The organism is Saccharothrix hoggarensis, assembly GCF_042678885.1.
GTDB classification, from domain to species: domain Bacteria; phylum Actinomycetota; class Actinomycetes; order Mycobacteriales; family Pseudonocardiaceae; genus Actinosynnema; species Actinosynnema hoggarensis.
In genome coordinates this window covers 46,189-69,505 of sequence record NZ_JBHTLK010000010.1, presented here as the reverse complement: position 1 = coordinate 69,505, position 23,317 = coordinate 46,189, and the positions used below count along the sequence as shown (strand labels likewise).

23 protein-coding genes and 2 pseudogenes are annotated in these 23,317 nt (G+C 72.8%); 14 read left to right on the top strand and 11 right to left on the bottom strand.

The annotated features are described in order from the left end of the window. Nucleotides 1-379 (bottom strand): annotated as a pseudogene (locus ACFQ3T_RS04180) (hypothetical protein); the annotation flags it as partial. Nucleotides 380-563: 184 nt separating this feature from the next. Here ACFQ3T_RS04180 and ACFQ3T_RS04175 point away from each other — a divergent pair. Further along, entirely contained in the window at nt 564-1,898 is a 1,335-nt protein-coding gene (locus ACFQ3T_RS04175) for a DUF349 domain-containing protein (protein WP_380719921.1), read from the top strand. A 30-nt stretch (nt 1,899-1,928) separates the two neighbouring features. Here the strand turns inward: ACFQ3T_RS04175 and ACFQ3T_RS04170 are convergent, their stop codons facing one another. The 3 genes from ACFQ3T_RS04170 to miaB are packed head-to-tail and all read right to left on the bottom strand — an operon-like array spanning nt 1,929 to nt 4,519. Further along, nucleotides 1,929-2,513: a GNAT family N-acetyltransferase gene (locus tag ACFQ3T_RS04170; protein WP_380719918.1), complete on the bottom strand. Its 585-nt coding sequence runs from the start codon at nt 2,511-2,513 to the stop codon at nt 1,929-1,931. A 13-nt stretch (nt 2,514-2,526) separates the two neighbouring features. After that, nucleotides 2,527-3,000: an Rv2732c family membrane protein gene (locus ACFQ3T_RS04165; RefSeq protein WP_380719917.1), complete on the bottom strand. Its 474-nt coding sequence runs from the start codon at nt 2,998-3,000 to the stop codon at nt 2,527-2,529. Between the two features lie 49 nt (nt 3,001-3,049). Next, nucleotides 3,050-4,519, bottom strand: a complete 1,470-nt coding sequence (gene miaB, locus ACFQ3T_RS04160; protein WP_380719916.1) for a tRNA (N6-isopentenyl adenosine(37)-C2)-methylthiotransferase MiaB — start codon at nt 4,517-4,519, stop codon at nt 3,050-3,052. 57 nt (nt 4,520-4,576) lie between these two features. Here miaB and ACFQ3T_RS04155 point away from each other — a divergent pair, with 57 nt between their 5' ends. After that, on the top strand, nt 4,577-5,524 hold the full coding sequence (locus ACFQ3T_RS04155) for a TAXI family TRAP transporter solute-binding subunit (RefSeq protein WP_380719915.1): 948 nt from the start codon (nt 4,577-4,579) through the stop codon (nt 5,522-5,524). Between the two features lie 114 nt (nt 5,525-5,638). Here the strand turns inward: ACFQ3T_RS04155 and ACFQ3T_RS04150 are convergent, their stop codons facing one another. Together ACFQ3T_RS04150 and ACFQ3T_RS04145 are read right to left on the bottom strand one after the other, a co-directional pair. Further along, entirely contained in the window at nt 5,639-7,015 is a 1,377-nt protein-coding gene (locus tag ACFQ3T_RS04150; RefSeq protein WP_380719913.1) for a HAMP domain-containing sensor histidine kinase, read from the bottom strand. Further along, nucleotides 7,016-7,687 (bottom strand): response regulator transcription factor, encoded by a 672-nt coding sequence (locus ACFQ3T_RS04145; RefSeq protein ID WP_380719912.1) that lies wholly within the window; start codon nt 7,685-7,687, stop codon nt 7,016-7,018. A gap of 162 nt (nt 7,688-7,849) precedes the next feature. On the opposite strand from ACFQ3T_RS04145, the gene ACFQ3T_RS04140 reads away from it, so the two are divergent. From ACFQ3T_RS04140 to ACFQ3T_RS04125, 4 genes are all read left to right on the top strand, one after another. Then, entirely contained in the window at nt 7,850-8,578 is a 729-nt protein-coding gene (locus ACFQ3T_RS04140) for an amino acid ABC transporter ATP-binding protein (RefSeq protein WP_380719927.1), read from the top strand. A 63-nt stretch (nt 8,579-8,641) separates the two neighbouring features. Further along, nucleotides 8,642-9,529 (top strand): glutamate ABC transporter substrate-binding protein, encoded by an 888-nt coding sequence (locus tag ACFQ3T_RS04135; RefSeq protein WP_380719911.1) that lies wholly within the window; start codon nt 8,642-8,644, stop codon nt 9,527-9,529. 71 nt (nt 9,530-9,600) lie between these two features. Further along, on the top strand, nt 9,601-10,272 hold the full coding sequence (locus ACFQ3T_RS04130) for an amino acid ABC transporter permease (RefSeq protein WP_380719909.1): 672 nt from the start codon (nt 9,601-9,603) through the stop codon (nt 10,270-10,272). After that, on the top strand, nt 10,269-11,117 hold the full coding sequence (locus ACFQ3T_RS04125) for an amino acid ABC transporter permease (RefSeq protein ID WP_380719908.1): 849 nt from the start codon (nt 10,269-10,271) through the stop codon (nt 11,115-11,117). The genes ACFQ3T_RS04130 and ACFQ3T_RS04125 overlap by 4 nt, the downstream gene beginning before the upstream one ends. Nucleotides 11,118-11,292: 175 nt before the next feature. Here ACFQ3T_RS04125 and ACFQ3T_RS04120 read toward each other — a convergent pair whose 3' ends face one another. Further along, nucleotides 11,293-12,381 (bottom strand): Rv2629 family ribosome hibernation factor, encoded by a 1,089-nt coding sequence (locus ACFQ3T_RS04120; protein WP_380719906.1) that lies wholly within the window; start codon nt 12,379-12,381, stop codon nt 11,293-11,295. A 49-nt stretch (nt 12,382-12,430) separates the two neighbouring features. Between ACFQ3T_RS04120 and ACFQ3T_RS04115 the strand changes: the two genes are divergently transcribed. The 5 genes and pseudogenes from ACFQ3T_RS04115 to ACFQ3T_RS04095 all read left to right on the top strand — a co-directional run bounded on the left by ACFQ3T_RS04115 (nt 12,431) and on the right by ACFQ3T_RS04095 (nt 17,461). Next, on the top strand, nt 12,431-13,129 hold the full coding sequence (locus ACFQ3T_RS04115; RefSeq protein WP_380719905.1) for an EcsC family protein: 699 nt from the start codon (nt 12,431-12,433) through the stop codon (nt 13,127-13,129). A 68-nt stretch (nt 13,130-13,197) separates the two neighbouring features. Further along, nucleotides 13,198-14,394 (top strand): MFS transporter, encoded by a 1,197-nt coding sequence (locus tag ACFQ3T_RS04110; RefSeq protein WP_380719903.1) that lies wholly within the window; start codon nt 13,198-13,200, stop codon nt 14,392-14,394. A gap of 701 nt (nt 14,395-15,095) precedes the next feature. Next, a pseudogene (locus ACFQ3T_RS04105) lies at nt 15,096-15,503 on the top strand (ATP-binding protein); the annotation flags it as partial. A gap of 619 nt (nt 15,504-16,122) precedes the next feature. Further along, nucleotides 16,123-16,929 (top strand): MFS transporter, encoded by an 807-nt coding sequence (locus ACFQ3T_RS04100; RefSeq protein WP_380719901.1) that lies wholly within the window; start codon nt 16,123-16,125, stop codon nt 16,927-16,929. A gap of 103 nt (nt 16,930-17,032) precedes the next feature. Then, the gene (locus tag ACFQ3T_RS04095) at nt 17,033-17,461 is read left to right on the top strand and encodes a CBS domain-containing protein (protein ID WP_380719900.1); all 429 of its coding nucleotides are present in this window, start codon (nt 17,033-17,035) and stop codon (nt 17,459-17,461) included. A 60-nt stretch (nt 17,462-17,521) separates the two neighbouring features. On the opposite strand, the gene ACFQ3T_RS04090 is transcribed toward ACFQ3T_RS04095, so the two are convergent. Next, a complete protein-coding gene (locus ACFQ3T_RS04090) occupies nt 17,522-18,049 on the bottom strand; it encodes a CGNR zinc finger domain-containing protein (protein WP_380719898.1) in 528 nt (175 codons plus the stop codon). Between the two features lie 63 nt (nt 18,050-18,112). Between ACFQ3T_RS04090 and ACFQ3T_RS04085 the strand changes: the two genes are divergently transcribed. Next, nucleotides 18,113-18,763 carry a maleylpyruvate isomerase family mycothiol-dependent enzyme gene (locus ACFQ3T_RS04085; RefSeq protein ID WP_380719896.1) on the top strand — a complete coding sequence of 217 codons (651 nt, stop codon included), beginning with the start codon at nt 18,113-18,115 and terminating at the stop codon, nt 18,761-18,763. Here the strand turns inward: ACFQ3T_RS04085 and ACFQ3T_RS04080 are convergent. Then, nucleotides 18,747-19,532, bottom strand: coding sequence for an arylamine N-acetyltransferase family protein (locus tag ACFQ3T_RS04080; protein WP_380719894.1), 786 nt, complete (start codon nt 19,530-19,532; stop codon nt 18,747-18,749). The two genes, ACFQ3T_RS04085 and ACFQ3T_RS04080, sit on opposite strands and share 17 nt — an antisense overlap. A gap of 89 nt (nt 19,533-19,621) precedes the next feature. On the opposite strand from ACFQ3T_RS04080, the gene ACFQ3T_RS04075 reads away from it, so the two are divergent. Together ACFQ3T_RS04075 and ACFQ3T_RS04070 are read left to right on the top strand one after the other, a co-directional pair. After that, nucleotides 19,622-20,557: a DUF3500 domain-containing protein gene (locus ACFQ3T_RS04075; RefSeq protein WP_380719892.1), complete on the top strand. Its 936-nt coding sequence runs from the start codon at nt 19,622-19,624 to the stop codon at nt 20,555-20,557. Continuing rightward, on the top strand, nt 20,554-21,201 hold the full coding sequence (locus tag ACFQ3T_RS04070) for an endonuclease V (RefSeq protein ID WP_380719889.1): 648 nt from the start codon (nt 20,554-20,556) through the stop codon (nt 21,199-21,201). The genes ACFQ3T_RS04075 and ACFQ3T_RS04070 overlap by 4 nt, the downstream gene beginning before the upstream one ends. Here ACFQ3T_RS04070 and ACFQ3T_RS04065 read toward each other — a convergent pair. Together ACFQ3T_RS04065 and ACFQ3T_RS04060 are read right to left on the bottom strand one after the other, a co-directional pair. Next, nucleotides 21,189-22,409: a family 4 glycosyl hydrolase gene (locus ACFQ3T_RS04065; RefSeq protein ID WP_380719888.1), complete on the bottom strand. Its 1,221-nt coding sequence runs from the start codon at nt 22,407-22,409 to the stop codon at nt 21,189-21,191. The two genes, ACFQ3T_RS04070 and ACFQ3T_RS04065, sit on opposite strands and share 13 nt — an antisense overlap. Next, the gene (locus ACFQ3T_RS04060; protein WP_380719886.1) at nt 22,406-23,272 is read right to left on the bottom strand and encodes a LysR family transcriptional regulator; all 867 of its coding nucleotides are present in this window, start codon (nt 23,270-23,272) and stop codon (nt 22,406-22,408) included. The genes ACFQ3T_RS04065 and ACFQ3T_RS04060 overlap by 4 nt, the downstream gene beginning before the upstream one ends. Nucleotides 23,273-23,317: the final 45 nt, after the last annotated feature.

Sequence of the window (23,317 nt, the reverse complement as noted above, 5' to 3'; positions counted from 1 at the left end):
TCTCCAGCGCGACGCAGTCCGCCGCGGGCATGTCCGGCGGCACGAGGTGCACGCGCACGCTCCGCGCGCCGGCGCGTTCCCGCAGCCACGCCGCGACCAGCGCCGGGAGCGGCAGCTCGTCGTCCGCGGTGGTCGCGCCCTCCGACAGCGACACCGGGACGTCCACCCCGAAGCCGCGGAACGTGCCCGCCGCGTCCTCGACCACCCGAGGCCCGGACGGGTCGACGCCGACCGCCACCCACTCCGCGGAGCACGCGGCGAGGTCCCGTGCGGCGGCCAGGCACGCCGAGCGCACCGGCTCGGTGTCCGACCCGGCCCCGGTGACCAGTTCGGGCACCAGCAACGGGGGGTGCGGCACGACCGCCAAGCGCGAGATCATGGCAGTCAACGCTACTCATCGGCCACCACCGGTACCGATGCGAGCCTTGACCTGTTTGAATGCGCGCGAGGTACTGGGCACTCTCGGGAGCGTCGCGGTACTCGGGTGCTGGGCCCCGTCGTAGGCGGGGCGCCCGTGGTCGGCACGGGCACCACGAAGTGGGCAGGCGAGGAGGAAGCCGGCGATGACGGAGCACGAGACGACACCGGGAACCACTGGCGACAGTGGTGCGGGGGCGGTGGTCGAGGAGACCAAGGTGGAAGCGACGCCCGTCGCGGCGCCACCGCCGGTCCCCGTGGCGTCGGACCACCCTGACCGCTGGGGGCGCGTGGACGCGGACGGCACCGTCTACGTCAAGACGGCCGACGGCGAGCGGGTCGTCGGTTCCTGGCAGGCGGGCGAGCCCGCCGAGGGCCTGGCGCACTTCGCGCGCCGGTTCGACGACATCCGCACCGAGGTCGAGCTGCTGGTGACGCGGCTGTCCTCCGGCGCGGGCGACCCGAAGCACGCCCTGACCAGCGCGAAGCACGTCCAGGAGAGCCTGGCCGACGCGGCGGTGGTCGGTGACCTCGCCGCCCTGGCCGCACGCGTCGAGTACGTGCTGGTCAAGGCGGAGGAGGGCATGGAGGCCGCCAAGGCCGCCAAGGACGAGGCCCGCGCGGCGGCGGGGGCGCGCAAGCAGGAGCTGGTCGAGGAGGCCGAGGTCCTGGCCAACGAGTCGACGCAGTGGAAGGCGGCCGGCGACCGCCTGCGGCAGATCCTCGACGAGTGGAAGACCATCCGCGGGGTCGACCGCAAGACCGACGAGCAGCTGTGGCGGCGGTTCTCCAAGGCGCGCGACGCGTTCAACCGCAGGCGCGGCTCGCACTTCGCGGACCTCGACCGGCAGCGCGGCGTGGCCAAGAACCGCAAGCAGGAGCTGGTCGAAGAGGCCGAGAAGCTCATCGACTCCGACGACTGGGGCCCCACGGCCGGCCGGTACAAGGAGCTGATGGTCGAGTGGAAGGCCGCCGGGCGTGCGCCCAAGGAGGCCGACGACGCGTTGTGGCAGCGGTTCCGCGCCGCCCAGGACGCGTTCTTCGCCAAGCGCTCCGAGGCGTTCAGCGAGCGTGACGCCGAGTTCGCGGCCAACGCGAAGCTGAAGGAGGAGCTGCTCGCCGAAGCCGAGCGGATCGACCCGTCGCTGGACCTGGAGGCTGCCCGCCAGCAGCTGTACAAGATCCAGGAGCGGTGGGACGCGATCGGCAAGGTGCCGCGCGAGCGGGTCCGCGAGCTGGAGGGCAAGCTCCGCGCGATCGAGGAGCGGGTCCGCGGCGCGGTCGACGCCCAGTGGCGCAAGTCCGACCCGGAGGCCGAGGCCCGCGTGGCCCAGTTCCGCGAGCGGGTCGAGCAGTTCGAGGCGCAGGCCGCGAAGGCGCGTTCGGCGGGCGACAAGCGCCGGGCCGAGCAGGCCGAGGCCCAGGCCAAGCAGTGGCGCGAGTGGCTGGCCGCCGCCGAGCAGGCGGTCGCGAGCCGCTAGCGGCCGCCGGCCGTCCGCGGTCGCGGGCCGCTAGTGGGTGACGGGCCCCTCCGCCGGTGGTGGAGGGGCCCAGCCCGCTGTGAACAGCAGGTCCGGGCCGTCCTCGCCGGGCCGGTCGAGGTGCGCGGCGCGGGTCAGGCCGGCATTGATTGCCACCCGCTGCGACGCGGTGTTCGCCGGCCGCACCCTGGCCACGACCGGGTGCTCGGGCAGGTTCTCGCGCGCCCACCGCACCACCTCGCGCGCCGCCTCGCTCGCGATGCCGCGGCCCCAGGACGCCGGGCCGAACCGGTAGAACAGGTTGAGCGCGCGCCGGCCGTCCAGCTCGGTGAACTTCACCCCGCAGAACCCGAGCGGGTGCTCGGAGCCGAGCGGGCGCACCACCCAGTAGCCGAAGCCGAAGCCGCGCCAGTGCTCCATCCACCGCTCCAGCAGGCAGGCGGCCTGCTCGTGCGTGTCCAGCGCGTCCGACGGGTTGTGCGCGTGGGCCAGCGGGTCGCGGTGGATGAGGTGCACGGCGACGACGTCGCACGCCACCGGCCGCCGCAGCGTCAGCCGCACCGTCCGCAGCTCGGCGTTGTCGAACACCGGGGGTTTGGGCGCCTGGTCGGACATCGTCGGCTCCGACTCACTGCATGGGCGGCCGGGACGCGGCGAGCCTCAGCCACTTCACGAGCAGCACGACGACCGCGACCACGGCCAAGACCAGGCCGAGGCCCGGACCGGGACCGGGGTGGTGGCCGGTCGTGGTCTGCGTGGTCCAGATCGACAGCACGCCCGCCACCGACCCCGCGAACGACGCCAGCGCGCACACCCACGCCAACGCCCACCGCCGCACGGCGAGCGTCACCGCGGGCAGCAGCACCCCGGCGCCCACCGCGAGGAAGGCGAACACCTTCGGCAACGCCGGGGCGTCGCCGAACAGCACGGTCAGCCCGACGGCGCCGTCCACCCACGGCAGGATCAGCGACACCAGGATCGCCAGGGCCGCCACCGCGATCGTCAACGCGCCCGCGCCGGGGTCGATGCGCTTGGCCGCCGAACGGCCGACGTCGTCGATCTCCTCGCGCAGCGCCGCCACGTCGTCCGGTTCCTCGTTCATCGGCGTCCGCCCGCTCATCGGCGTCCGCTCGCAGTCCACCGTCGTCCGGTCATCCGACGGAGCACCCGCCGACGGCCGCGGGCAGCGGCGCGGGCTTGCCGAACGACGGCAGCCCCAGCGTCACGCCCGGCGTCTTCGGCTTCAGCCCGGCCTCGGACCGGTCACCCGCCTTGGTGCGGCGGTGCGACAGCAGCGGGCCGTCCGCGATCAGGTTGTGCGGCGCCGCGTACGTCACCACGGTCTCCACCACGTCGCCGGGGCGCACGTGCGCGTCGCCGGGCGTGAAGTGCACCAGGCGGCCGTCGCGGGCGCGGCCGGTCATCCGGTGCGTCTCGGCGTCCTTGCGGCCCTCCCCGGAGGCGACCAGCAGCTCCACCGTGCGGCCGACCTGCTCCAGGTTCAGCTCGTAGGCCACCTCGTTGACCAGCGCGACCAGCCGGTCGTACCGCTCCTGCACGACCGCCTTGGGCAGCTGGCCGGGCAGCTCGGCGGCCGGCGTGCCGGGCCGCTTGGAGTACTGGAAGGTGAACGCGGAGGAGAACCGGGCCTCGCGGACGACGTCCAACGTGGCCTGGAAGTCCTCCTCGGTCTCACCGGGGAAGCCGACGATGATGTCCGTGGTGATGGCCGCGTCCGGCATGGCCGCGCGCACCTCGTCCAGGATGGACAGGTACTTCGCGGTCCGGTACGAGCGGCGCATCTCCTTCAGCACGCGGTCCGAGCCCGACTGCAGCGGCATGTGCAGCTGGTGGCACACCGCGGGCGTCTCCGCCATCGCGGCGATCACGTCGGAGGTGAAGTCCTTCGGGTGCGGCGACGTGAAGCGGACCCGCTCCAGCCCCTCGATGCCGCCGGTGGCGCGCAGCAGCTTGCCGAACGCGAACCGGTCGCCGAACTCGACGCCGTAGGAGTTGACGTTCTGCCCGAGCAGCGTCACCTCCAGCACGCCCTCGTCGACCAGCGCCCGCACCTCGGCCAGCACCTCGCCGGGGCGGCGGTCCTTCTCCTTGCCGCGCAGCGACGGGACGATGCAGAACGTGCACGTGTTGTTGCAGCCGACCGACACCGACACCCAGCCCGAGTAGGCCGAGTCGCGGCGGGCGGGCAGCGTGGACGGGAAGGTCTCCAGCGAGTCGAGGATCTCGACCTGGGCCTCGCGGTTGTGCCGGGCGCGTTCGAGCAGCACGGGCAGCGAGCCGATGTTGTGGGTGCCGAAGACGACGTCCACCCACGGCGCGCGCTTGACGATCTCGCCCTGGTCCTTCTGGGCGAGGCAGCCGCCGACGGCGATCTGCATGTCGGGGTTCGCGGACTTGGCGGGCGCGAGGTGGCCGAGCGTGCCGTAGAGCTTGTTGTCGGCGTTCTCGCGGACGGCGCACGTGTTGAAGACCACCACGTCCGGCGCCACGTCGCCCTCGGCGGGCGTGTAGCCCGCGTCCTCCAACATGCCGGCCAGGCGCTCGGAGTCGTGCACGTTCATCTGGCAGCCGAACGTGCGGATCTGGTAACTGCGAGTCACTGCACCTAGTCCTTCCGTCGGGTCCAGGGTAGTGCTTGGACGTGCGACGATGCGCAGGTGTCGGGAACGCTGCTGCGCTTGCACGCGGTCGGGGCCGCCTTGGCCCTGGCCACCCTGTCGTTGACCGCGTGCGGCGACGACCTTGACCACGTGAAGTTGACCATGGCGGCCGGCAGCCCCGGCGGGGTCTACCACAAGTTGAGCATGGCGCTGGCGGACGCGTGGACGCGGGAGCCCGGCATCCCGCGGCCGCAGGTGGCGAACACGGCGGGGTCGGTGGACAACCTCGACCGGCTGCGGGCCAACCAGGCGCAGGTCGGGTTCTCGGCCGCCGACGCGGCGGAGGAGGCGCAGAAGCGCAGCACAGGGCACAAGCTGTTCGCGCTGGCCCGGATGCACGACGACTACCTCCAGCTGGTGGTGCGGGCCGACCTGCCCGCGACCAAGCTGTCCGAGCTGAAGGGCCTGCGGGTGAGCGTCGGCGCGCGCGACTCGGGCGTGCGGCTGATCGCGGAACGGCTCCTGACCTCGGCGGGCATGTCGCCGGGGGAGGACCTCGCGGTCGAGTACCTGGACCTGCCGACCAGCGCGGACGCCATGCGCAACGGCGGGCTGGACGCCTTCTTCTGGTCCGGGGGCGTGCCGACGGACGCGGTCACCACGCTCGCCACGACGGTGAAGCTGCGGATGCTCGACCTGGGCGACGTGCTGCCGAAGCTGCGCCAGGCGTACCCGGTGTACGGCTCGGCGACCCTGCCCGCGTCGGCGTACCAGCTCGAGGGCGGCCCCGTCGTCACGCTCGTCGTGCGCAACTTCCTGCTGGTCAACGACACGATGCCGGACGACGTGGCGGAGGCGCTGGTGCGGGGCCTGTTCCAGGCGCAGCCGCGGCTGGTGGAGGCGAGCCCGGTGGCCCGGTCGATAGAGGTCCGGTCGGCGATCGAGACGACACCGATCGAGCTGCACCCCGGCGCGATGCGCTACTACCGCGACGTGAAGGTCTAGGTCGCGAGCCGGCCGTCTCACGCGTCACGAGCCGCCCGTCACGAGCCGCCGTCACCCGGCACGCGGCGGCCGTCACCCGTCACCCGTCACCCGTTACCCGTCACCCGGCGGCCGTCACGCGGCGGGGAACTCGACGACCACTCGCAAACCGCCCTCCTCGGGCGACTCCAGCCGGACCGAGCCGTCGACCCGTTCCACGATCTGCCGCACGAGCGCGAGCCCCAGGCCCGAGCCCTGCACGTTCTGGTGCGCCGGGCTGCGCCAGAACCGGTCCGTGGCGCGGTCCAGCTCGTCGGGCGCGAGGCCCGGCCCCTCGTCCTGCACCGAGAGCCGGACGACGCCGTCCCGCCGGCGGACGTCGACGCGCACCAGCGTGCCGTCGGAGGTGAACTTCAGCGCGTTGTCGAGCAGCGCGTCCAGCACGGTCTCGACGCCGCGCGGCGGCACCAGGGCCGTGCCGCCCGGCTCGCCGTCCAGCACCAGGTGCACGTCACGGGCCGCGGCGGCGGGCTGCCACGCCGACAGCCGCCCCGCCACCGTCCGGTCGACGTCCACCGGCACCGGGTCCACCGAGGGCGCGCCCGCCCGCGCCATCGACAGCAGCTCGTCGAGGATGCGGTTGAGCCGGTTGGCCTCGTCCAGCGCGGCGGCCTGGTGCGCGGCGCCCTCGCCGACGACGTGGTCCTCCAAATTGGACAGTCGGAGTTTCAGCGCGGTCAACGGGTTGCGCAGCTGGTGCGACGCGTCCGCGACGAACGCGCGCTGCGCCGCGAGCACGTCGCCCACGTTCGCCGCCATCTGGTCGAACGACCGGGACAGCTGCCGCAGCTCCGGCGGGCCGTCCGAGGAGCCGACCGGCTGCACCGGCTGCCCGGACACCACCGCGGACAGCAGCCGCCCGGTCGCGTCGTCCAGCCGCCGCACGGGCCGCAGCGTCCACCGGACCAGCGGCAGCGCCACGAACACTCCGGCCGCGAGCACCAGCAGGCTCGACCCCAGCAGCACCGTCCACCACACCAGCACCTCGGACCGCGTCTTGGTGGTCGGCGAGAACGTGACTACGGCGCCCCGCACCTCCCCGGCCTCCAGCACGGGCTCGGCGAGCACCAGCTCGGTCGACTCCCACGGCATGACCAGCTCGGGCGCGACCGGCTGCCGGCCCGCCAGCGCGCCCCGCACCAGGTCGGCCACCTCGGGCGGCGACACGTCCACGTCGCCCGAGGACGCCACCACCCGCCCGTCCCGGCCCAGCAGGGCCACCCGGACGCCGTACAGCTCGTGGTAGCGGCGCAGCTCGGCCTCCAGCACCTGCGGCTGGTCGTCGATGAACGGCCGCTGCGCCACCGACGCGAACCGCTTGGTGTCGGTGAGCCGGTCCAGGAACATCTCCTGCTGCTCGGTCTGCGCCACGCCCCGCCCCAGCGGGACGCCCATGCCGACCAGCACCAGCACGACCAGCGTCAACACGATGCCCAGCAGCCGCGACCGCACTCAGCCCCCGCTCAACCGGTACCCGACCCCGCGCACCGTCTCCAACAAGGATGGACGCCCGAGCTTGGTCCGCAGCGTCGCCACGTGCACGTCCAGGGTCCGGTTGGCCCCCGCCCAGGTGCGTCCCCACACCTCGGCCAGGATGCGCTCCCGGGTGCACACCGCGCCACCCGCGGCCATGACCAGGGCCAACACCTGGAACTCCTTGCGCGACAACGCCACGGGTTCACCCGCCACGGTGACCTCGTGCCGGGCCAGGTCGACCCGCACGTCGGCCACCTCGAACACCTCGGTGCCCGTGCCGCCGACGCCGACCGGGTCGCCGCGCCGCCGCCGCACCGCGTGCACGCGGGCGACCAGCTCGCCCACGTCGTAGGGTTTGACCAGGTAGTCGTCCGCCCCGGCGTGCAGGCCGAGGATGCGGTCGTCGATCTCGCCGCGCGCCGAGACGACGATGATCGCCACGTCGCTGGCCGCCCGGATGTGCCGGCAGAGCGTGACACCGTCCACATCGGGCAGGCCCAGGTCCAGCAGCACCACGTCGATGCCCGCCAGCCGGTCGAGTGTCCCCCGACCGGTGGCCTGCCGGTCTACTGTGAAACCGCGTCGCGTCAGCGCCGGCACCAGCGCTTCTGCCACGCGGTCGTCGTCCTCGACCAACAGCACCCGCACCGTGGAGCCTCCCCGATAAGTGTCGCCACCCTGTGACAGAGTTGAGACCCTAAGTCTTGCTCAACCGCCTGGACTGGTGTGGTGATTCACACCTAGGTTTCCGCCATCGCTCAGGAACCCCTACCTGGAGGACTGATGACCGCCGCCACTCCTGCTCCGCCGATGATCCGGATGGCGGGCGTGGACAAGTTCTTCGGACCTCTGCACGTCCTCAAGGACGTGACGCTGGAGGTGCCGAAGGGGCAGGTCGTCGTGGTGCTCGGGCCGTCGGGCTCGGGCAAGTCCACGCTGTGCCGCACGATCAACCGGCTGGAGCCGATCGACTCCGGCACGATCGAGGTCGACGGCCAGCCCCTGCCCGCCGAGGGCAAGGAGCTGGCCGCGCTGCGCGCCGACGTGGGCATGGTCTTCCAGTCGTTCAACCTGTTCGCCCACAAGAGCATCGTCGACAACGTGATGCTCGCGCCGGTGAAGGTCCGCAAGACGCCGGCGGCCCAGGCCCGCAAGACGGCCATGGAGCTGCTGGAGCGGGTCGGCATCGCGAACCAGGCGGAGAAGTACCCCGCCCAGCTCTCGGGTGGGCAGCAGCAACGCGCGGCGATCGCCCGCGCCCTGGCGATGCGGCCCAAGGTGATGCTGTTCGACGAGCCGACCTCCGCGCTGGACCCCGAGATGGTCCAGGAGGTGCTGGACGTGATGACCACGCTGGCCAAGGAGGGCATGACCATGCTCGTGGTGACCCACGAGATGGGCTTCGCCCGCAAGGCGGCCGACCGCGTGATCTTCATGTCCGACGGCGAGGTCGTCGAGGACTCGACGCCGGAGGCGTTCTTCTCCGCGCCGAAGTCCAACCGCGCGAAGGACTTCCTTGGCAAGATCCTGACCCACTGAAGTCCCACGACCGCGGCGCTGAGCCTGGCGCCGCACTACCCGAAGAAGAGCAGGAGAACGACGATGAGGGTTCGCACCCTTGCGGTGGCGCTGCTGGCCGGCGGCCTCGCCCTGACGGCATGCGGCAAGGAGGGCAGCCCCGGCGACGCGGGCCCGTCCCTCTCCCAGCAGGTCGCCGCCGACGTGAAGGTCGACGGCTCGCCGACGTTCGAGAAGATGAAGGCCCGCGGCCGGGTGGTCATCGGCGTCAAGGAGGACCAGCCCGAGCTGGGCTACAAGAACCCGACCACCGGCAAGTACAGCGGCTTCGACATCGAGATCGCGAAGCACGTGGCCGCCAAGCTCGGCTTCCCCGAGGACAAGATCGACTTCACCGCGATCGCGTCCTCCGGCCGTGAGCAGGCGATCATCAACGGCAACGTCGACTACTACGTCGGCACGTACACGATCAACGCCAAGCGCAAGGAGCAGATCTCCTTCGCCGGCCCGTACTTCACGGCCGGCCAGGACCTGCTGCTGCGCAAGGACGACAACTCGATCACCGGGCCCGAGACGCTCAAGGGCAAGAAGGTCTGCTCGGTGACCGGCTCGACGCCGATCCAGAAGGTCAAGAACGAGGGCCTGACCGAGCCGGAGAACATCGTCGAGCTGCAGAACTACTCGCAGTGCGTCACCCAGCTCCAGGAGAAGGCGGTCGACGCCGTCACCACGGACGACGCGATCCTGAAGGGCTACGCCGCCCAGGACCCGGACAAGCTGAAGGTCGTCGGCAAGCCGTTCTCGAACGAGCCGTACGGCATCGGCCTGCCGAAGGACGACAAGGCCCTGCGCGACAAGGTCAACGACATCCTGGACGAGGCCATCAAGGGCGGCGACTGGGAGAAGATCTACAACGCGACGCTGGGCAAGTCGGGTTCGCCGGCCGAGAAGCCGGTCCTCGACCGCTACTGATCACCACGTAACGCGGCCGGTCGTCGTGCTCCGCGGCGACCGGCCGCACCACCACTGAGCCGAGGAAGCCGATGGACGTCCTGCTCGACAACCTCGACCTGTACGGGCCGGGGTTCCTCAACACCGTTGAGCTGTTCCTGATCTCCGCGGTCGGATCGCTGGTGTTGGGGACGGTGCTGGCGATGCTGCGGGTCGCGCCGGTCCCGGTGCTGCGCGCCGCCGGCTCCGCGTACGTGACGATCGTCCGCAACACGCCGCTCACGCTGGTGTTCTTCTTCTTCGCCTTCGCGTTCCCCCTGCTGGAGATCGTGAACGCGGAGACCCTGGGCTCGGCGGCCGCGTACTACTTCAACGCGGCGCTCGCGGCGCTCATCCTCTACACGGCGGCGTTCGTGTGCGAGGTCGTGCGCTCCGGCATCAACACCGTGCCCGTCGGGCAGGCGGAGGCGTCCCGCGCGCTCGGCCTGACGTTCGGCCAGATGCTCGGCTCCGTGGTGCTGCCCCAGGCGACCCGCGCGGTCGTGCCGCCGATGATGAGCACGATGATCGCGCTGCTCAAGAACACCACCATCGCGGCGGGCTTCTCGGTGTTCCAGGCCGGTTCGATCAGCCCGAACCTGGCCGAGCGCGGCGAGAACCAGCTGATCGGCCTGCTCTGGGTCGGCCTGTTCTTCGTGGTGCTCGTGATTCCCATGACCCTGCTGCAACGCAGCCTCGAGAAGCGGTGGAGCATCGCCCGATGAGCGCGGTCCTGTTCGACGTCCCCGGGCCGCGGGCCCGGCTGCGCCACCGCCTGTACTCGCTCTTGGGCATCGCCCTGGTGGTCGGCGTCATCGGCTTCGTGGTGTACCGGTTCGCGGCGACCGGCCAGTTCGAGGCCAAGAAGTGGTCCTGGCCGCTGTACGTGAACGTGCAGCTGGACCTGCTCAACGCCCTCGGCAACACCCTGCGGGCGTTCGCGGTCGGCGGCGTGCTGGCCCTGCTCTTCGGCGCGATCTTCGCCGCGGGCCAGCTCTCCGACCACGCGATCTTCCGCGTGCCGTCGACGGTGATCGTGGAGCTGTTCCGCGCGGTGCCGCTGGTCGTGCTGATCTTCCTGTTCCACTACGGCCTGGCGCTGGGTGCCCCGTTCTACTCCGTGGTGGCCGGCCTGACGCTCTACAACGGCTCGGTGCTCGCCGAGGTGTTCCGCGCCGGCGTCCTGTCGCTGCCGCGCGGGCAGGGCGAGGCCGCGTACGCCGTGGGCATGCGCAAGACCCAGGTCATGAAGTTCGTGCTGCTCCCGCAGGCGGTCCGGGCCATGCTGCCCGCGATCATCAGCCAGCTGGTCGTGGTGCTGAAGGACTCGGCGCTCGGCTTCCTCATCACGTACGAGGAGCTGCTGTACCGGGCGCGGGCGATCGGCAGCGCGTACGAGTTCGACCGGCCGCTGGTGCCCGTCACGATCGTGATCGCCGCCGTGTACATCGCGATGTGCCTGCTGCTGACGTGGCTGGCCACGTACCTGGAGAAGCGGAACCGGCGCAACAAGAAGGTCGTGGAGCTGGAGCGGAAGCCCGCCGAGGACGTCGTCGCGGCGGCGGTCTGACGGGTCGGTGCTCGCCGGCCTCCGCGCGTGGTGTGCGCGAGCTGCGGCCACGCGGGCGGCGCGGCCACGAGTGCGTCGACCCGCGGAAGGATCCGATCGGCTGATCCTTGCCTGACCAGGTGGGTCACCGCCGCGCTCCGGGCACGGGAGCGCGGCGGTGCGGGCGTCGTCCGGGTCAGTGGCGCAGGAGCGCGCCCACCCCGTCGCGCAGGCCGGCGTCGGTGACGACCACCTTCGCGCCGGTCGCGGCGGCGGCCGTGGCCAGGGCCTCGTCGGCACGGTGCTCGCCCACGTGCTCCACGCCGAGCCCGCGCAGCTCGTTCTCCCGCAGCGCCACCTGCGCCGGGTCGTCGCCGGACCAGACGGTGCGGTCGCCCAGCTCCGGGTCGGACACCAGCAGCGCGGCGACCTTCGCCTCGCGCAGCGCCTCCACCACGGGCTCCAAGCCCTGCACGGCGAGGCCGTCCGGGCGGCCCGCCTCGGCGGTGAACTCCTCCACCACGTCGTTGTCCAGGTCGAACTGGTACTGCGCCACGAGCGACTGGACGGCGTGGTCGAACGCGGCGTCGTCACCGCCTTCGGCGAGCGTCGCCCCCTCGACCTCGATCAGCACGTCCCGGCACCGCAGGCTCAGCTCGCTCTTCACGCCCGCCCTGGCCTGCACCTCGCCGCCGAGGATCAGCAGCCGGGCGTTCAGGGCGGTGACCATCCGGTCGATCTCCTCGGCGACCTGCGCCGCGTTGCGCTTGGCCGTCTCCTCGACCGTGTTCTGGAGGCGCCGGTGCGACCAGCCACCGCCGCCGACCTTGTGCAACGGGTGCTCGTCGCCGCGCACCTCGCCGTGCACGTCGCCCGTCCGGTCGCCGCTCCCGTCGTACCCGTGCAGGTCCGCGCCCGCCCGGTCGACCAGCGCGACCACGTGCGGCACGTCCGGCTCCATCCAGGTGGCCAGGGGCAGCAGGTGCGGCAGGTCGGACCAGCGGGCGGTCTCGGTGGCCGGCGGGCGCGGCAGCACGCGGTCCAGCAGCAGCTCCCCGTGCGCCGCGATCAGCGCCCGGCCGGACTTGCCGACCACCGGCGCCAGCACGGCGGCCTCCATCGCGTCCAGCGTCGCCTCGTCCGCGCCTTGCCGGGCCAACTCCTCACGCACCCCGCGCCAGCGCAGCTCCATGGCCTTGGCCGCGTCCTCGGTGTCGTGCGAGGCGTCCAGGTAGACCGACGCGAACGGGCCGCGTTGCCGGACCAGCTCTCCCAACGAAGACATGTCCATGCGGCTTCGGCTACCCGATCGCGCGCCGCGTAACCTCGGGGGCATGGTGGACGAACCCGGCGCGATCACCAGGGTGCAGCAGAACGCCGTTGACCACCTCCTCAGGGTGGGGATCAACGGTTTCGGCCCGTTCAAGAGCGCCCAGCAGATGGCCGTCGAGGCGTTGGAGAAGGGGCTGACGCCCGAGGAGGCGATCAAGCACCTGATCCGGACGCACGTGGCGGCGGCGGGTGTGCAGGGCTTCGCGACGAACGTCGGCGGTCTGATCACCCTGCCGGTCAGCCTGCCCGCGAACCTCACCGCCTCGTACCTGGTGCAGACGCACCTGATCGCGTCGATCGCCGCCGTGCACGGGCACGACCTGGAGAGCGACGACGTCCAGACGGCGATCCTGGTGTGCCTGCTCGGCAACGCGGGAACCGAGCTGCTGAAGAAGGCGGGGATCAAGGTGGGCTCGAAGCTCACCATGAACCTGATCGAGCGCATCCCCGCGCAGCTCATCCGGGAGATCAACAAGCGGGTCGGCTTCACCCTGCTGGCGAAGTACGGGACGAGCAAGGCGACCGTCACGCTGGCCAAGGGCGTGCCGCTGGTGGGCGGTGTGATCGGCGGCACGTTCGACGCCGTGACGACGCGCGCCGTGGGCGCCTTCGCGTCCCGCTTCTTCACCGAGCGCGACGAGCCGCCGTCGGTGGTGGACGGCACGGTGATCGACGGCGAGGTGCTGGAGATCCAGGAGTGATTGGCCCAACGAACCGTCGTCGGTTTGGACCTTAGGCTGGGCCAATCGGGCGCCTAGCGTCTCGCCTCATGGGGACGACGAAGGTGCTCGCGGTCGCCCAGGCGGCCAACTCGGTCGGCGACGGGGCGTTCTACGTCTGCTCCGCCCTCTACTTCACGCGGGTCGTGGGGTTGTCGGCCGCGCAGGTCGGGGCGGCGTTGACGGTGGCCTGGGCGGTCGGCGCGGTGGCCGGGGTGGGGTTGGGGCACCTCGCCGACCGGGTCGGGGCGCGGCGGGTCGCGGTCGGGTTGGCCGTGGTGACGGCGGGGGCGTTGGCGTCGTTCCTGGTGGTGCGGTCGTTCTGGGCCTTCGTGGCGGCGGCGTGCGTCTACACGTGCGGGCAGTGCGGTCTGGCGGCGGCACGGCAGGCGTTGCTGGCGGGGCTGGTGGCGCCGGAGCGGCGGACGCGGGTGCGGGCCGTGCTCCAGTCCGTGCTGAACGGCGGGCTGGCCGTGGGCGCGGGGACGGGCGGGGTGGCGTTGCACGTCGGCACGGCGACGGCGTACCTGGCGGTGTTCGCGCTGGACGCGGTCGCGTTCCTGGTCGCGGCGGCGGTGCTGTGCCGGGTTCCGGAGGTCGCGGCGGTCGCGCGGACGGGGCGGCTCGGCGTGCTGCGGGACCGGCCGTACGCGGTCGTCGCGCTGCTGAACTCCGTCACGCTGCTGTACATGCCGATGTTGAGCCTGGTCGTGCCGCTGTGGGTGGCCGAACGGACGTCCGCGCCGAAGTGGGTGGTCGCGGTGCTGTTCGTGCTCAACACCGGCGCGGTGGTGGTCGGGCAGGTGCGGCTGGCGCGCGGCGTCACGGACCTGCGCACGGCGGTGCGGTCGGTGCGTCGCGGCGGGGTGCTGCTGCTGGTGTCGTGCGTCGTGTTCGCGTTGTCCGAAGGTGTGCCCGATCGGGTGGCCGTGGCGGTGCTGGTCGTTGCGGCGGCGGTGCAGGTCCTCGGCGAGATGCTGCACGGCGCGGGGTCGTGGGAGATCGGGTTCGGGCTCGCGCCGGCCGACAAGCAGGGCCAATACCAGGGGTTCTACGGCGCGGGGACGGCGGTGGCGCGCACCGTCGGCCCGCTGCTGCTGACCACGTTGGTGCTCGGCGGGGGAGTGGTGGGCTGGCTGGTGCTCGGCGGGCTGTTCCTGGCCGCCGCGCTGGCGATGGGGCCTGCCGTGCGGTGGGCGCGACACGGGTCGGCGCCGACGCTCACGGGTGTCGTCGCCCACCGATAAGCAATTGGCGCTGCGAGGTGAAGCAGGCTAACGTCATGACCATGTTCTTCCAGATCTACCTCTGAGGACTTTTCCTCCAGCGCCGCACCGGCCTCGGGCCGTGCCGCGCCCTTCTCCTGGTGGCCTTAGCGGCTCTTCTCGCGACCCTGGCGTTGTCCGGGTCGCAGCCCTTTGCACGCCTCGACATCTCGAGGAGGCGATCGCATGCCCACCATGCGCAACGAACCACCTCACGACGGTCAGCCGACCAGCCGCGCCGCACGCCGCGGCGCCCGTTCGTCCGGCGCGGTCCACCCGCGCCGCGGCGGAGGTCGAGCTGTCGCCAACCCGCGCCAGTACGCCATGCGGCGTCGCTGACCAGCGACTTCGCCACACCTCAGGAGGCACACATGACCGACCAGGACGTTCCGCAGGGCGACGACGTCGAGCAGGACCAGCCGGAGCAGCCGGAGGCCCCGCTCAACCGCGCCGCCCGCCGCGGTCACGCGAACAAGAACGACAGCGTGAACAAGGTCCCCGGCCGGCCGCACCAGAACACGTTCGTGGGACGGCGCGTGTTCCGCCGCACGAGCGGCGGCTGACCGGAGGCCCGTCACGGCTGACCGCGAGCCCGTCCCGCGTGACGGCAAGCCCGTCACGCGGGACGGGAGTCGGTCCGGCGTCGCTCGATTAGTCTCCGGTGCGCGTTGAGCGCACACCTGGTGAGCCCGGAGCTGGTCGGGCGGTCGGCCGAGGTCGGGCACCTCGCGGGCGCGTCCGACAACGCGCCCGCGACGGTGCTCGTCGGCGGTGAGGCGGGCGTCGGCAAATCCCGCCTGGTCGACGACTTCACCGCCGGGCTGGACGCCGTGGTGCTGCTCGGCGGCTGCGTCCAGCTGGACGGCCTGCCGTTCGCGCCGTTCGTCGCGGCCTTGCGCGGTGTCCCGGTGACGGACCGGGAACGCGTCGACCCGGCCCCGCTGCTGCCCGCGTTCCGCGAGCACGCGCGGCCGGGCGACGAGGCGCGGCCCCGGCTGTTCGAAGGCGTGTTGTCCTTGCCGGCCAGGCTTTCGGAGCACCGGCCGGTGGTCCTGGTGGTCGAGGACGCGCACTGGCTCGACCGTTCCAGCCGGGACCTGCTCGACTTCTTCGTGCGCAACCAACGCGCCGTGCCGCGGTCCCTCGTCGTGGTGACGTACCGGTCCGACGAGCTGGGCGGCCCGGTGCGGCCGCTGCCGGCCGAGCTGAGCCGCGTGCCGTGGGTGCGCCGGTTCGAGCTGCCCCGCCTGTCCGCCCGCGACGTGCGCGCGCAGCTGCGCGGGATCCTCGGCGCGGAACCCGATCCGGTGATGGCGCGCGAGGTGTTCCGGCGCAGCGAGGGCAACCCGCTGTTCGTCGAGGCGCTGGTGGACGGTGCGGCGGAGCTGTCGCTGGAGGAGTTGTCGCTCAGCCGGGTCGAGCGGCTGGAACCGGACGCCGTCGCCCTGGTGCGCGCCGCCGCCGTCGGTGGCCGGCGGGTGTCCCATGACGTGCTGGGCGCGGTCCACGACATCACCCCCGTTCGGTCCGTTGTGGACGCGGGGGTTCTCGTCGTGGACGGCGACGGGTACGCGTTCCGGCACGCGCTGATCCGCGACGCGGTCTACCGGCGGCTGCTCCCCGGCGAACGGGTCGAGCTGCACGCGCGGTACGCGGCCGTGCTGCCGTGGTCGGCGGCGGCCGAGCTGGCCCACCACCGGTACGCGGCCGGTGACGTCGCGGGTGCCGCGTCCGGAGCACCCGGCGCGCGCGATGTGCCTTGTGCTCGCGTTGATCCCGCTGAGCGGGGTGGCGGGGCCGGCCCTGGGCGGGGTGCTGACCGACCTGTTCGGTTGGCGGTCGGTGTTCCTGGTGAACCTGCCGATCGTGGCGGTCGCGGTCGTGGTGGGCCGCCGGCGGGCTATCGCGCGCGACGGGCGCGGCCTGCCGTGGCCTGGCCGGCGGTTGCCGGTCGAGTCGGTGGTGCTGGGTGCGAGCGTGCTGCGCAGGCCGTCGTTGGCGTTCGCGCTCATCGCGCTGCCGTTGCCGGTCGCCGGGGTCGGCGCGGTGAACTTCGTGGTGCCCTATGCGCTGGTGGACCTGCCGTCGCGGACGGTGGGGCTGGTGCTGCCGGCGCTGTCGGCCGGCATGGCGGTGGTGTCGCCGCTCGCCGGGGTGGTCGCGGACCGGTACGGGTACCGGGTGGTCGCGCTCGTCGGCACGGTGGTGATCCTGATCGGCACCGTGCTGCTGCTCCGAGCGGGTGACGATCCGCGGGACGTGGCGTGGCGGTCGGCGGTGATCGGGATCGGCCACGGGCTGTTCGCCGGACCCGACGCGGCGGCCGTGCTGGACCGCACCCCGCGGGAGCTGATCGGGACGGCCGGGGGCGTGACGACGCTGGTCCGGACGGCGGGCTCCTCGATCGGGCCGGTGCTGGGCGCGTCGCTGGGCGGGTTCCACGCGACGGTCGCGGCGCTGGTCGCGATCACCGCGCTGGGGGTCGCCGCGACGGTCGCGCAGGTGCGCGCCGAGTGAACGGACAGTGCTCCCATCGGGCGCGTGACCTGCCGATCACCGGCCGGGAGAACTAGCCTGAGCTGGGTAGCAACCGGGTCCGGCGGAGATCGGGAGGCGCCCTGTGAGGATCGCAGACGTGTTGCGGAACAAAGGCTCGGCCGTGGCCACGGTGGAGTCGAGAGCGTCGGTGGCGGATCTCGTCGCCGCGCTGGCCGAGCACAACGTGGGCGCGATGGTCGTGATCGGGCCGGAGGGCATCGCCGGGATCGTGTCCGAGCGGGACGTCGTGCGGAAGCTGCACGACCGGGGCGGCGCGCTGCTGGACGCGCCGGTGTCGGAGATCATGACCAGCGAGGTGTTCACCTGCACGCCGCGCGACTCGGTCGACAGCCTCACCGTGCTGATGACCGAGCAGCGCATCCGGCACGTGCCGGTGGTGGACGACGACCGGCTGGTCGGCATCGTCAGCATCGGCGACGTGGTGAAGAGCCGGATCAACCAGCTGCAGGAGGACCACGACCAGCTGACCGCCTACATCGTCCAAGGCTGATCGGACGGGGACCGCGCGGGCGCCTCACGGTGTCCGCGCGGTGCTGTCGACGTGCGGCGGTCAGTCCCGCGTGCGGTGGTAGTGCCGGCTGACCCTGGCGCGGTTGCCGCACGACGGCTTGCACCACTCCTGCCGGGAGTGGGCCTTCACGAAGTAGCGGACGCACCGGGGCGCGGGGCAGGCCCGCAGCTCGTCCCGCGCCTCGCTCGCCAGGAACTCGATCGCCGCCGTGGCCAGCGTCGCCAGCAGGCGGTCGCCGGCGTCGGCGGTGTCCGCGTACCGCAGCCGAGGCTGCTCGTCCCAGTCCAGCTGCGCGGCCCGCGGCACGCGCGCGGAGGTCTCGTTGACCAGCGCCAGGGCGCGGTCGAAGTCCATCAGGAACGGCGTGTCGCGGCGTTCCGGCGCCCGCGCGACGTGCGCGAACAGCGTCCGCACGGCCCAGCGCAGCTCGACGACGCGCTGCCGCAGCGCCTCGTCCGGCTCGACGCCCGCCCACGCGGCGAAGCCGTCCGGGGTGGCGAGGTCGTCCACCAGGTCGCCCTGCCCGTCGCCCCGAACCGTGCTCGCGAACTCCAACGCCAGTGCCACCCGGCCCAGTCTAGTGATACGTTCCCTAACGGGTTTCAGTCAACTGACCATTAGGGGGACGTTGTGACGATCCAGGACAACGCGCTGGACGCCCACCGCAGGCTCGCCGTGCTCATCGAGGACCTGACCGACGAGCAGGTGGCGCAACCGTCGGCGCTGCCCGGCTGGACGCGCGGCCACGTGCTGTCCCACCTGGCCAACGTCACCGCGGCGCTCGCCGGCCAGGCCGAGCACGAGGGCACGCGGGTCGAGGTCTACCCCGGCGGCAGGCCCGCGCGGGACGCCGGGATCGAGGCGGGCGCCGGTCGTTCGGCGGCCGGGCACCGGGCCGCGATCGCCCACGCCGTCGCCCGGCTCGCCAAGGCGTGGGAGAACGTCCGCGACTGGGAGACGCCGGTCTTCTACCGCGACGGCACCCTGACCGGCACGGCCTACGCGGTGTGGCGCGAGGTCGAGATCCACCTGCGCGACCTCGACCTGGGCCCGGTGACGTGGACGCCCGAGTTCGGCGACCACGTCGTCGACTTCCTGTCCGTGCGGGTGCCCGGGGGCACCAGGCTCACGCTGCGGTCCGACGAGCGCGTGTGGACGATCGGCGAGGGCGAGGACGTCACGCTGACCGGCTCGCTCACCGACCTGCTCGCGTGGCTGGCCGGGCGGGAGCCGGAGGGGCCGGTCGTCGGCGACAAGCCGCGGCTCAACCCGTGGCCGTAGGGCGCACGGGCAGGTCCAGCCCGAAGTCCTCGCGCAGCACGGCGTCCAGCTCCTCGGGCGTCAGGCTGCGCTTGACCACCGCGCCGTCCGGCCGCGTCTCCGTCAGCTCCAGGTCGGTGAGGGCGTAGCGGGCGCGTTCGTCGGTCCGCTGCACGAGCAGCCGGCCGAGGAACGGGGACGCCGGGTGCGTGCACAGGTAGTGGCTGACGATCGCGTAGTCGGCGGGCGTCCACGGCGTCTCGGCGAAGTCGTACAAGGGGAACCACTCGCCGTTCTGGAACGACCGGAGCGTCCACGTGTCGTCGGCGTGGTCGAGCCGGAACGTCCAGTCGCCCTGCCGGGCGGTCGCGCCGTCGACCAGCGGCAGGGGTTCCAGCAGCCCGCCGCCGCCGAAACCGACGTCCACGACCCACCGCCGGTCCACGCGCAGCACGGCGTGCGTGCGGGGGATGGCGCCCGTGCGGCCGAGCAGCACGCGGGCGCCCAACGCGGTCACCTCGTGGCCGAGCCGGTCGAGCACGGCGGCGAACAGGAGGTTCTGCTCGAAGCAGTAGCCGCCGCGCCGCCGTGCCACCATCTTGTCCTGCAACGACTCGACGTCCAGCCGCAGCGGCACGCCGTCGCGCACGTCGGCGTTCTCGAAGCTGATGGCGGCCAGGTGCGCGCGGTGCAGGCCCCGCAGCGTCGTCTCCCGGTCGGCGGCCGGGTCGAAGGTGAAGGCGACGCGGTCGAGGTACGCGTCGAGGTCGAGGAGTTCGCCATTCCACACGCGGTCAGGATGGCAGCCGACGCGCGCTCGGCACACCGTTGTCGCGTCGGGACCGCGCACCCCGTCGCGGCGCCCTATAAGTTCGAGTGATGCTGCACGAGATCGCCGAAGCCACCCGTGGCTTCCTCGACCTGCTGGACGACGGGCAGCGCGCGACGGCCGTGCGGGACGTGTCCGACGACGACCTGCGCACGCGGTGGGCGTACACGCCCGGCCCGCGACCGGGCGTGGTCTACGGCGACCTCACGCGCGACCAGCGCAAAGCGGTGCACCGGCTGCTGGCGTGCGTGCTCAGCCCGCACGCCTACGCGCAGACCGCGGCGGTCATGGCGCTGGAGGACGTGCTGGACGACCGCGAGGGCGGCCACCGCGACCGGCACCAGGGCGACTACTGGACCGTGCTGCTGGGCGAGCCCGGCGACGGGCCGTGGGGGTGGCGGGTCGAGGGGCACCACCTGTCGGTGAACGTCGTCGTGGCGGACGGGCGGGTGTCGGCGACCCCGTTGTTCCTCGGCGCGAACCCGGCCCGCACGACGTACCGGGGCCGGACGGTGGCGCAGCCGTTGCGGCTGGAGGAGGAGCTGGCCCGCGAGCTGCTGGACCGGATGGGCCGCACGGCGCGCGGGCTGGCCGTCGTCTCCGACACCCCGCCCGCGGACCTGAAGACCGGCAACTCGCGCCGGGTGGGCGACCTCGACCCCGTCGGGGTGACGCCGGCGCAGCTCGACCGGGCGTCGCGCGGCCTGCTGGTCGGGCTGGTCCGCTACTACCTCGACCGGCTGCACAGCGACCTCGCCGACGAGGAGTTCCACGCCCTCGACCTGGACCGGCTGCACTTCTCGTGGGAGGGGTCGGCCAAGCGCGGCGAGGGGCACTACTACCGGGTGCAGGGGCCGGAACTGCTGATCGAGTACGACAACACGGCCAACGACGCCAACCACGCGCACTCGGTGTGGCGGCGGCGGTCCGGCGACTTCGGCGACGACCTGCTCGCCGCGCACCACGCCTCGGTGAGGCACGAGTGACCGCCGGGGCGCTGACGCCCGAGGAGGCGGTCGCGGAGCAGGAACGGCTGCGCCCGCTGGTGTCGACGCGGACCGACCCCGACCTGGTGGTGCGGCACGTCGCCGGCCTCGACGTGGCCTACGCGGACGACGAGCGGTTGGTGGCGGCGGTCGTCGTGCTGGACGCGGACTCGTTGACGACGGTGGACTCCGCCGTGGTGACGGGCCGGGCGGAGTTCCCGTACGTGCCGGGGCTCTTCGCGTTCCGCGAGCTGCCGTCGCTGCTGGAGGCGCTGGAGCGGCTGACCGTGCGGCCGGACCTGCTGGTGTGCGACGGGCAGGGGTTGGCGCACCCGCGGCGGTTCGGGCTGGCCTGCCACATCGGGGTGCTGACCGACCTGCCCAGCGTGGGCGTGGCGAAGACGCCGATGGGCCGGTTCGCGATGCCCGGTGACGCGCGCGGGTCCGCCGCGGACCTGGTGGACGACGGCGAGGTCGTCGGGCGGGCGCTGCGGACGCGGGAAGGCGTGAAGCCGGTGTTCGTGTCCGTCGGCCACCGCGTCGACCTCGACCGGGCGTGCGCCGAGGTGCTGCGGCTGTGCGTGACGCGGCTCCCGGAGACCACCCGCCGGTCGGACGCGCTGGGCCGGGCTCACCTGAGGTAGGCCAGCTCCGGGTGCCGCCGGGCGTAGGTGTCCAGCAGCCTCTTCGCCGTGGCGACCGAGTCGACCAGCGGGTGCAGGGCGAACGCCTTGAGCGCGGCCGGCCGGGTGCCTTCCATGACGAGCCGGTCGACGGCCTTGACCGACGTGACGAGGCCCGCCGCGTGGTCGGGCAGCGGGCTCACCGGCAGCGGGCGCGCGCCCGTCGCGTCCACCTCGCACGGCACTTCCACGACGGCGTCGTCGTCCAATGTGGACAGTGTGCCGTTGTTGGGCACGTTGAGGATGAGCGTGGCCTTCTCGTTGTCCGCGATGGCCCGCATGAGCGACATGGCGACGTGCTCGTAGCCGCCGCCCTCCAGCGAGTCCCGCTCACGTTCCTCGGCCATGTAGGTGGCTTCGCGTTCCAGCCGGGTGGTCTCCCAGTCGACCTGGCCGTCGTAGAAGCGTTGCTGCTGGGCGAGCAGGAAAGCGCCGCGGTTGTCGCCCAACGCCTCCCGCGTCGAGTAGTAGTAGTGCAGGTACTCGTTCGGGATGACGCCGAGCGCGCGCAGCCACTCCGTGCCGAACAGGCGGCCTTCCTCGAAGCTCGTCAACGCCTCGTCGTCGGCCAGCAACGTCGGCAGCAGGTTCTCCGCGCCGAGGTGCACGCCCTGCAACCAGCCGAGGTGGTTGAGGCCCGCGTAGTCGAACGTCGGGTCGTCCAGCCGCAGCGCCTTGGCGACGCGGCGGCACAGGCCCAGCGGCGAGTCGCAGATGCCGATGACCCGCTCGCCCAGGTGGCGGGCCATGACCTCGGTGATCAGGCCGGCCGGGTTGGTGAAGTTGACGACCCACGCCCGCGGCGCGAGCTCGGCGATCCGGCGGGCGAGCCGGTCGGCCACCGGCGCGGTGCGCAGGCCGTACGCGATGCCGCCCGCGCCCACGGTCTCCTGGCCGAGCACGCCGTGCTCGTGGGCCACCTCCTCGTCGATGGCGCGGCCGGCCAGGCCGCCCACCCGGATCGCGGAGAACACGAAGTCCGCGCCGCGCAGCGCCTCGTCCAGGTCGGTGGTCGCGGTGACCGGCGGCCCGCCGCGCAGGACGGCGCGGATCGCGTCCAGCCGCCCGGCGTCCACGTCGTGCAGGACGAGCTCGGTGATGTGGTCGTCCAGCGCGTTGTGCACGAGCGGCACGCGGAAGCCGCCGCCACCCAGGATCACCAGCTTCATGCGTCCCATCCTGCCTCGCCGAGCAAGGAGACGAACGCCGCGGTGAGCGGGTCGGGCGTCCGGTGCGCGTACGCGACGAGCGTGCGGCGGACGGGCGGGTCGGTGCGCAGGACGGCACCGTCGAACGTCTCGGGCAGGATGTTGCGAGGCACGAGCGCGGGGCCCAGGCCCGACGCGGCCAGCACGGGCGCGGCGGCGGTCTGCTCGGTGCGCACGGCCGCGCCCGGCTGGAAACCCCTGGCCGCGCAGGCCGCGTCCACCAGGTCGGCCAGGCCGTTGCCGGGCGCGTAGTGCACCCACCCCTCGTCGGCGAGCGCCCGCAGGTCGATCGGCTCGCGGTGGTGGGTGTCCGGCGGGAGGACGACCACGAACTCCTCCACGCCGAGGAGCTGCCGGAAGCCGACCCAGTTCGCGGGCTCGGGGCCGACGGCGAGGTCGGCCTGGCCGTCGGCCATCGCGTCGCGCAGCTCGTCGGCGTGGCGGTGCTCGAACAGGCGGATGCGGACGTCCGCGTGCTCGGCCCGCCACCGCCGCAGCACCGGGGGCAGCACGCCGAGCGTGAGCGAGTACAGCGTGGCCACGCGCAGTTCGCCGCACTCCACGCCCGCCGTGCGCCGTGCGGCGGTGAGCGCGCGCTCGACGTCGGCCAGGGCGTCCCGGGCGTGGGGGAGCCAGGCACGGCCCGCGGGCGTGAGGCGGACGGCGCGGGGGAGCCGGTCGAGCAGGCGCGTGCCCACCGCCCGTTCCAGCGCCCGGATCTGGTGCGAGAGGGCGGGCTGCGTGACGTGCAGCAACTCGGCGGCGCGGGTGAACGACCCCTCGTCCACGACCGTCACCAGGTACTCGAACTGCCGCAGCGTCATGACGGCATCTTATGGATTCGAGAAAGAACATGCCTTGGACTTATC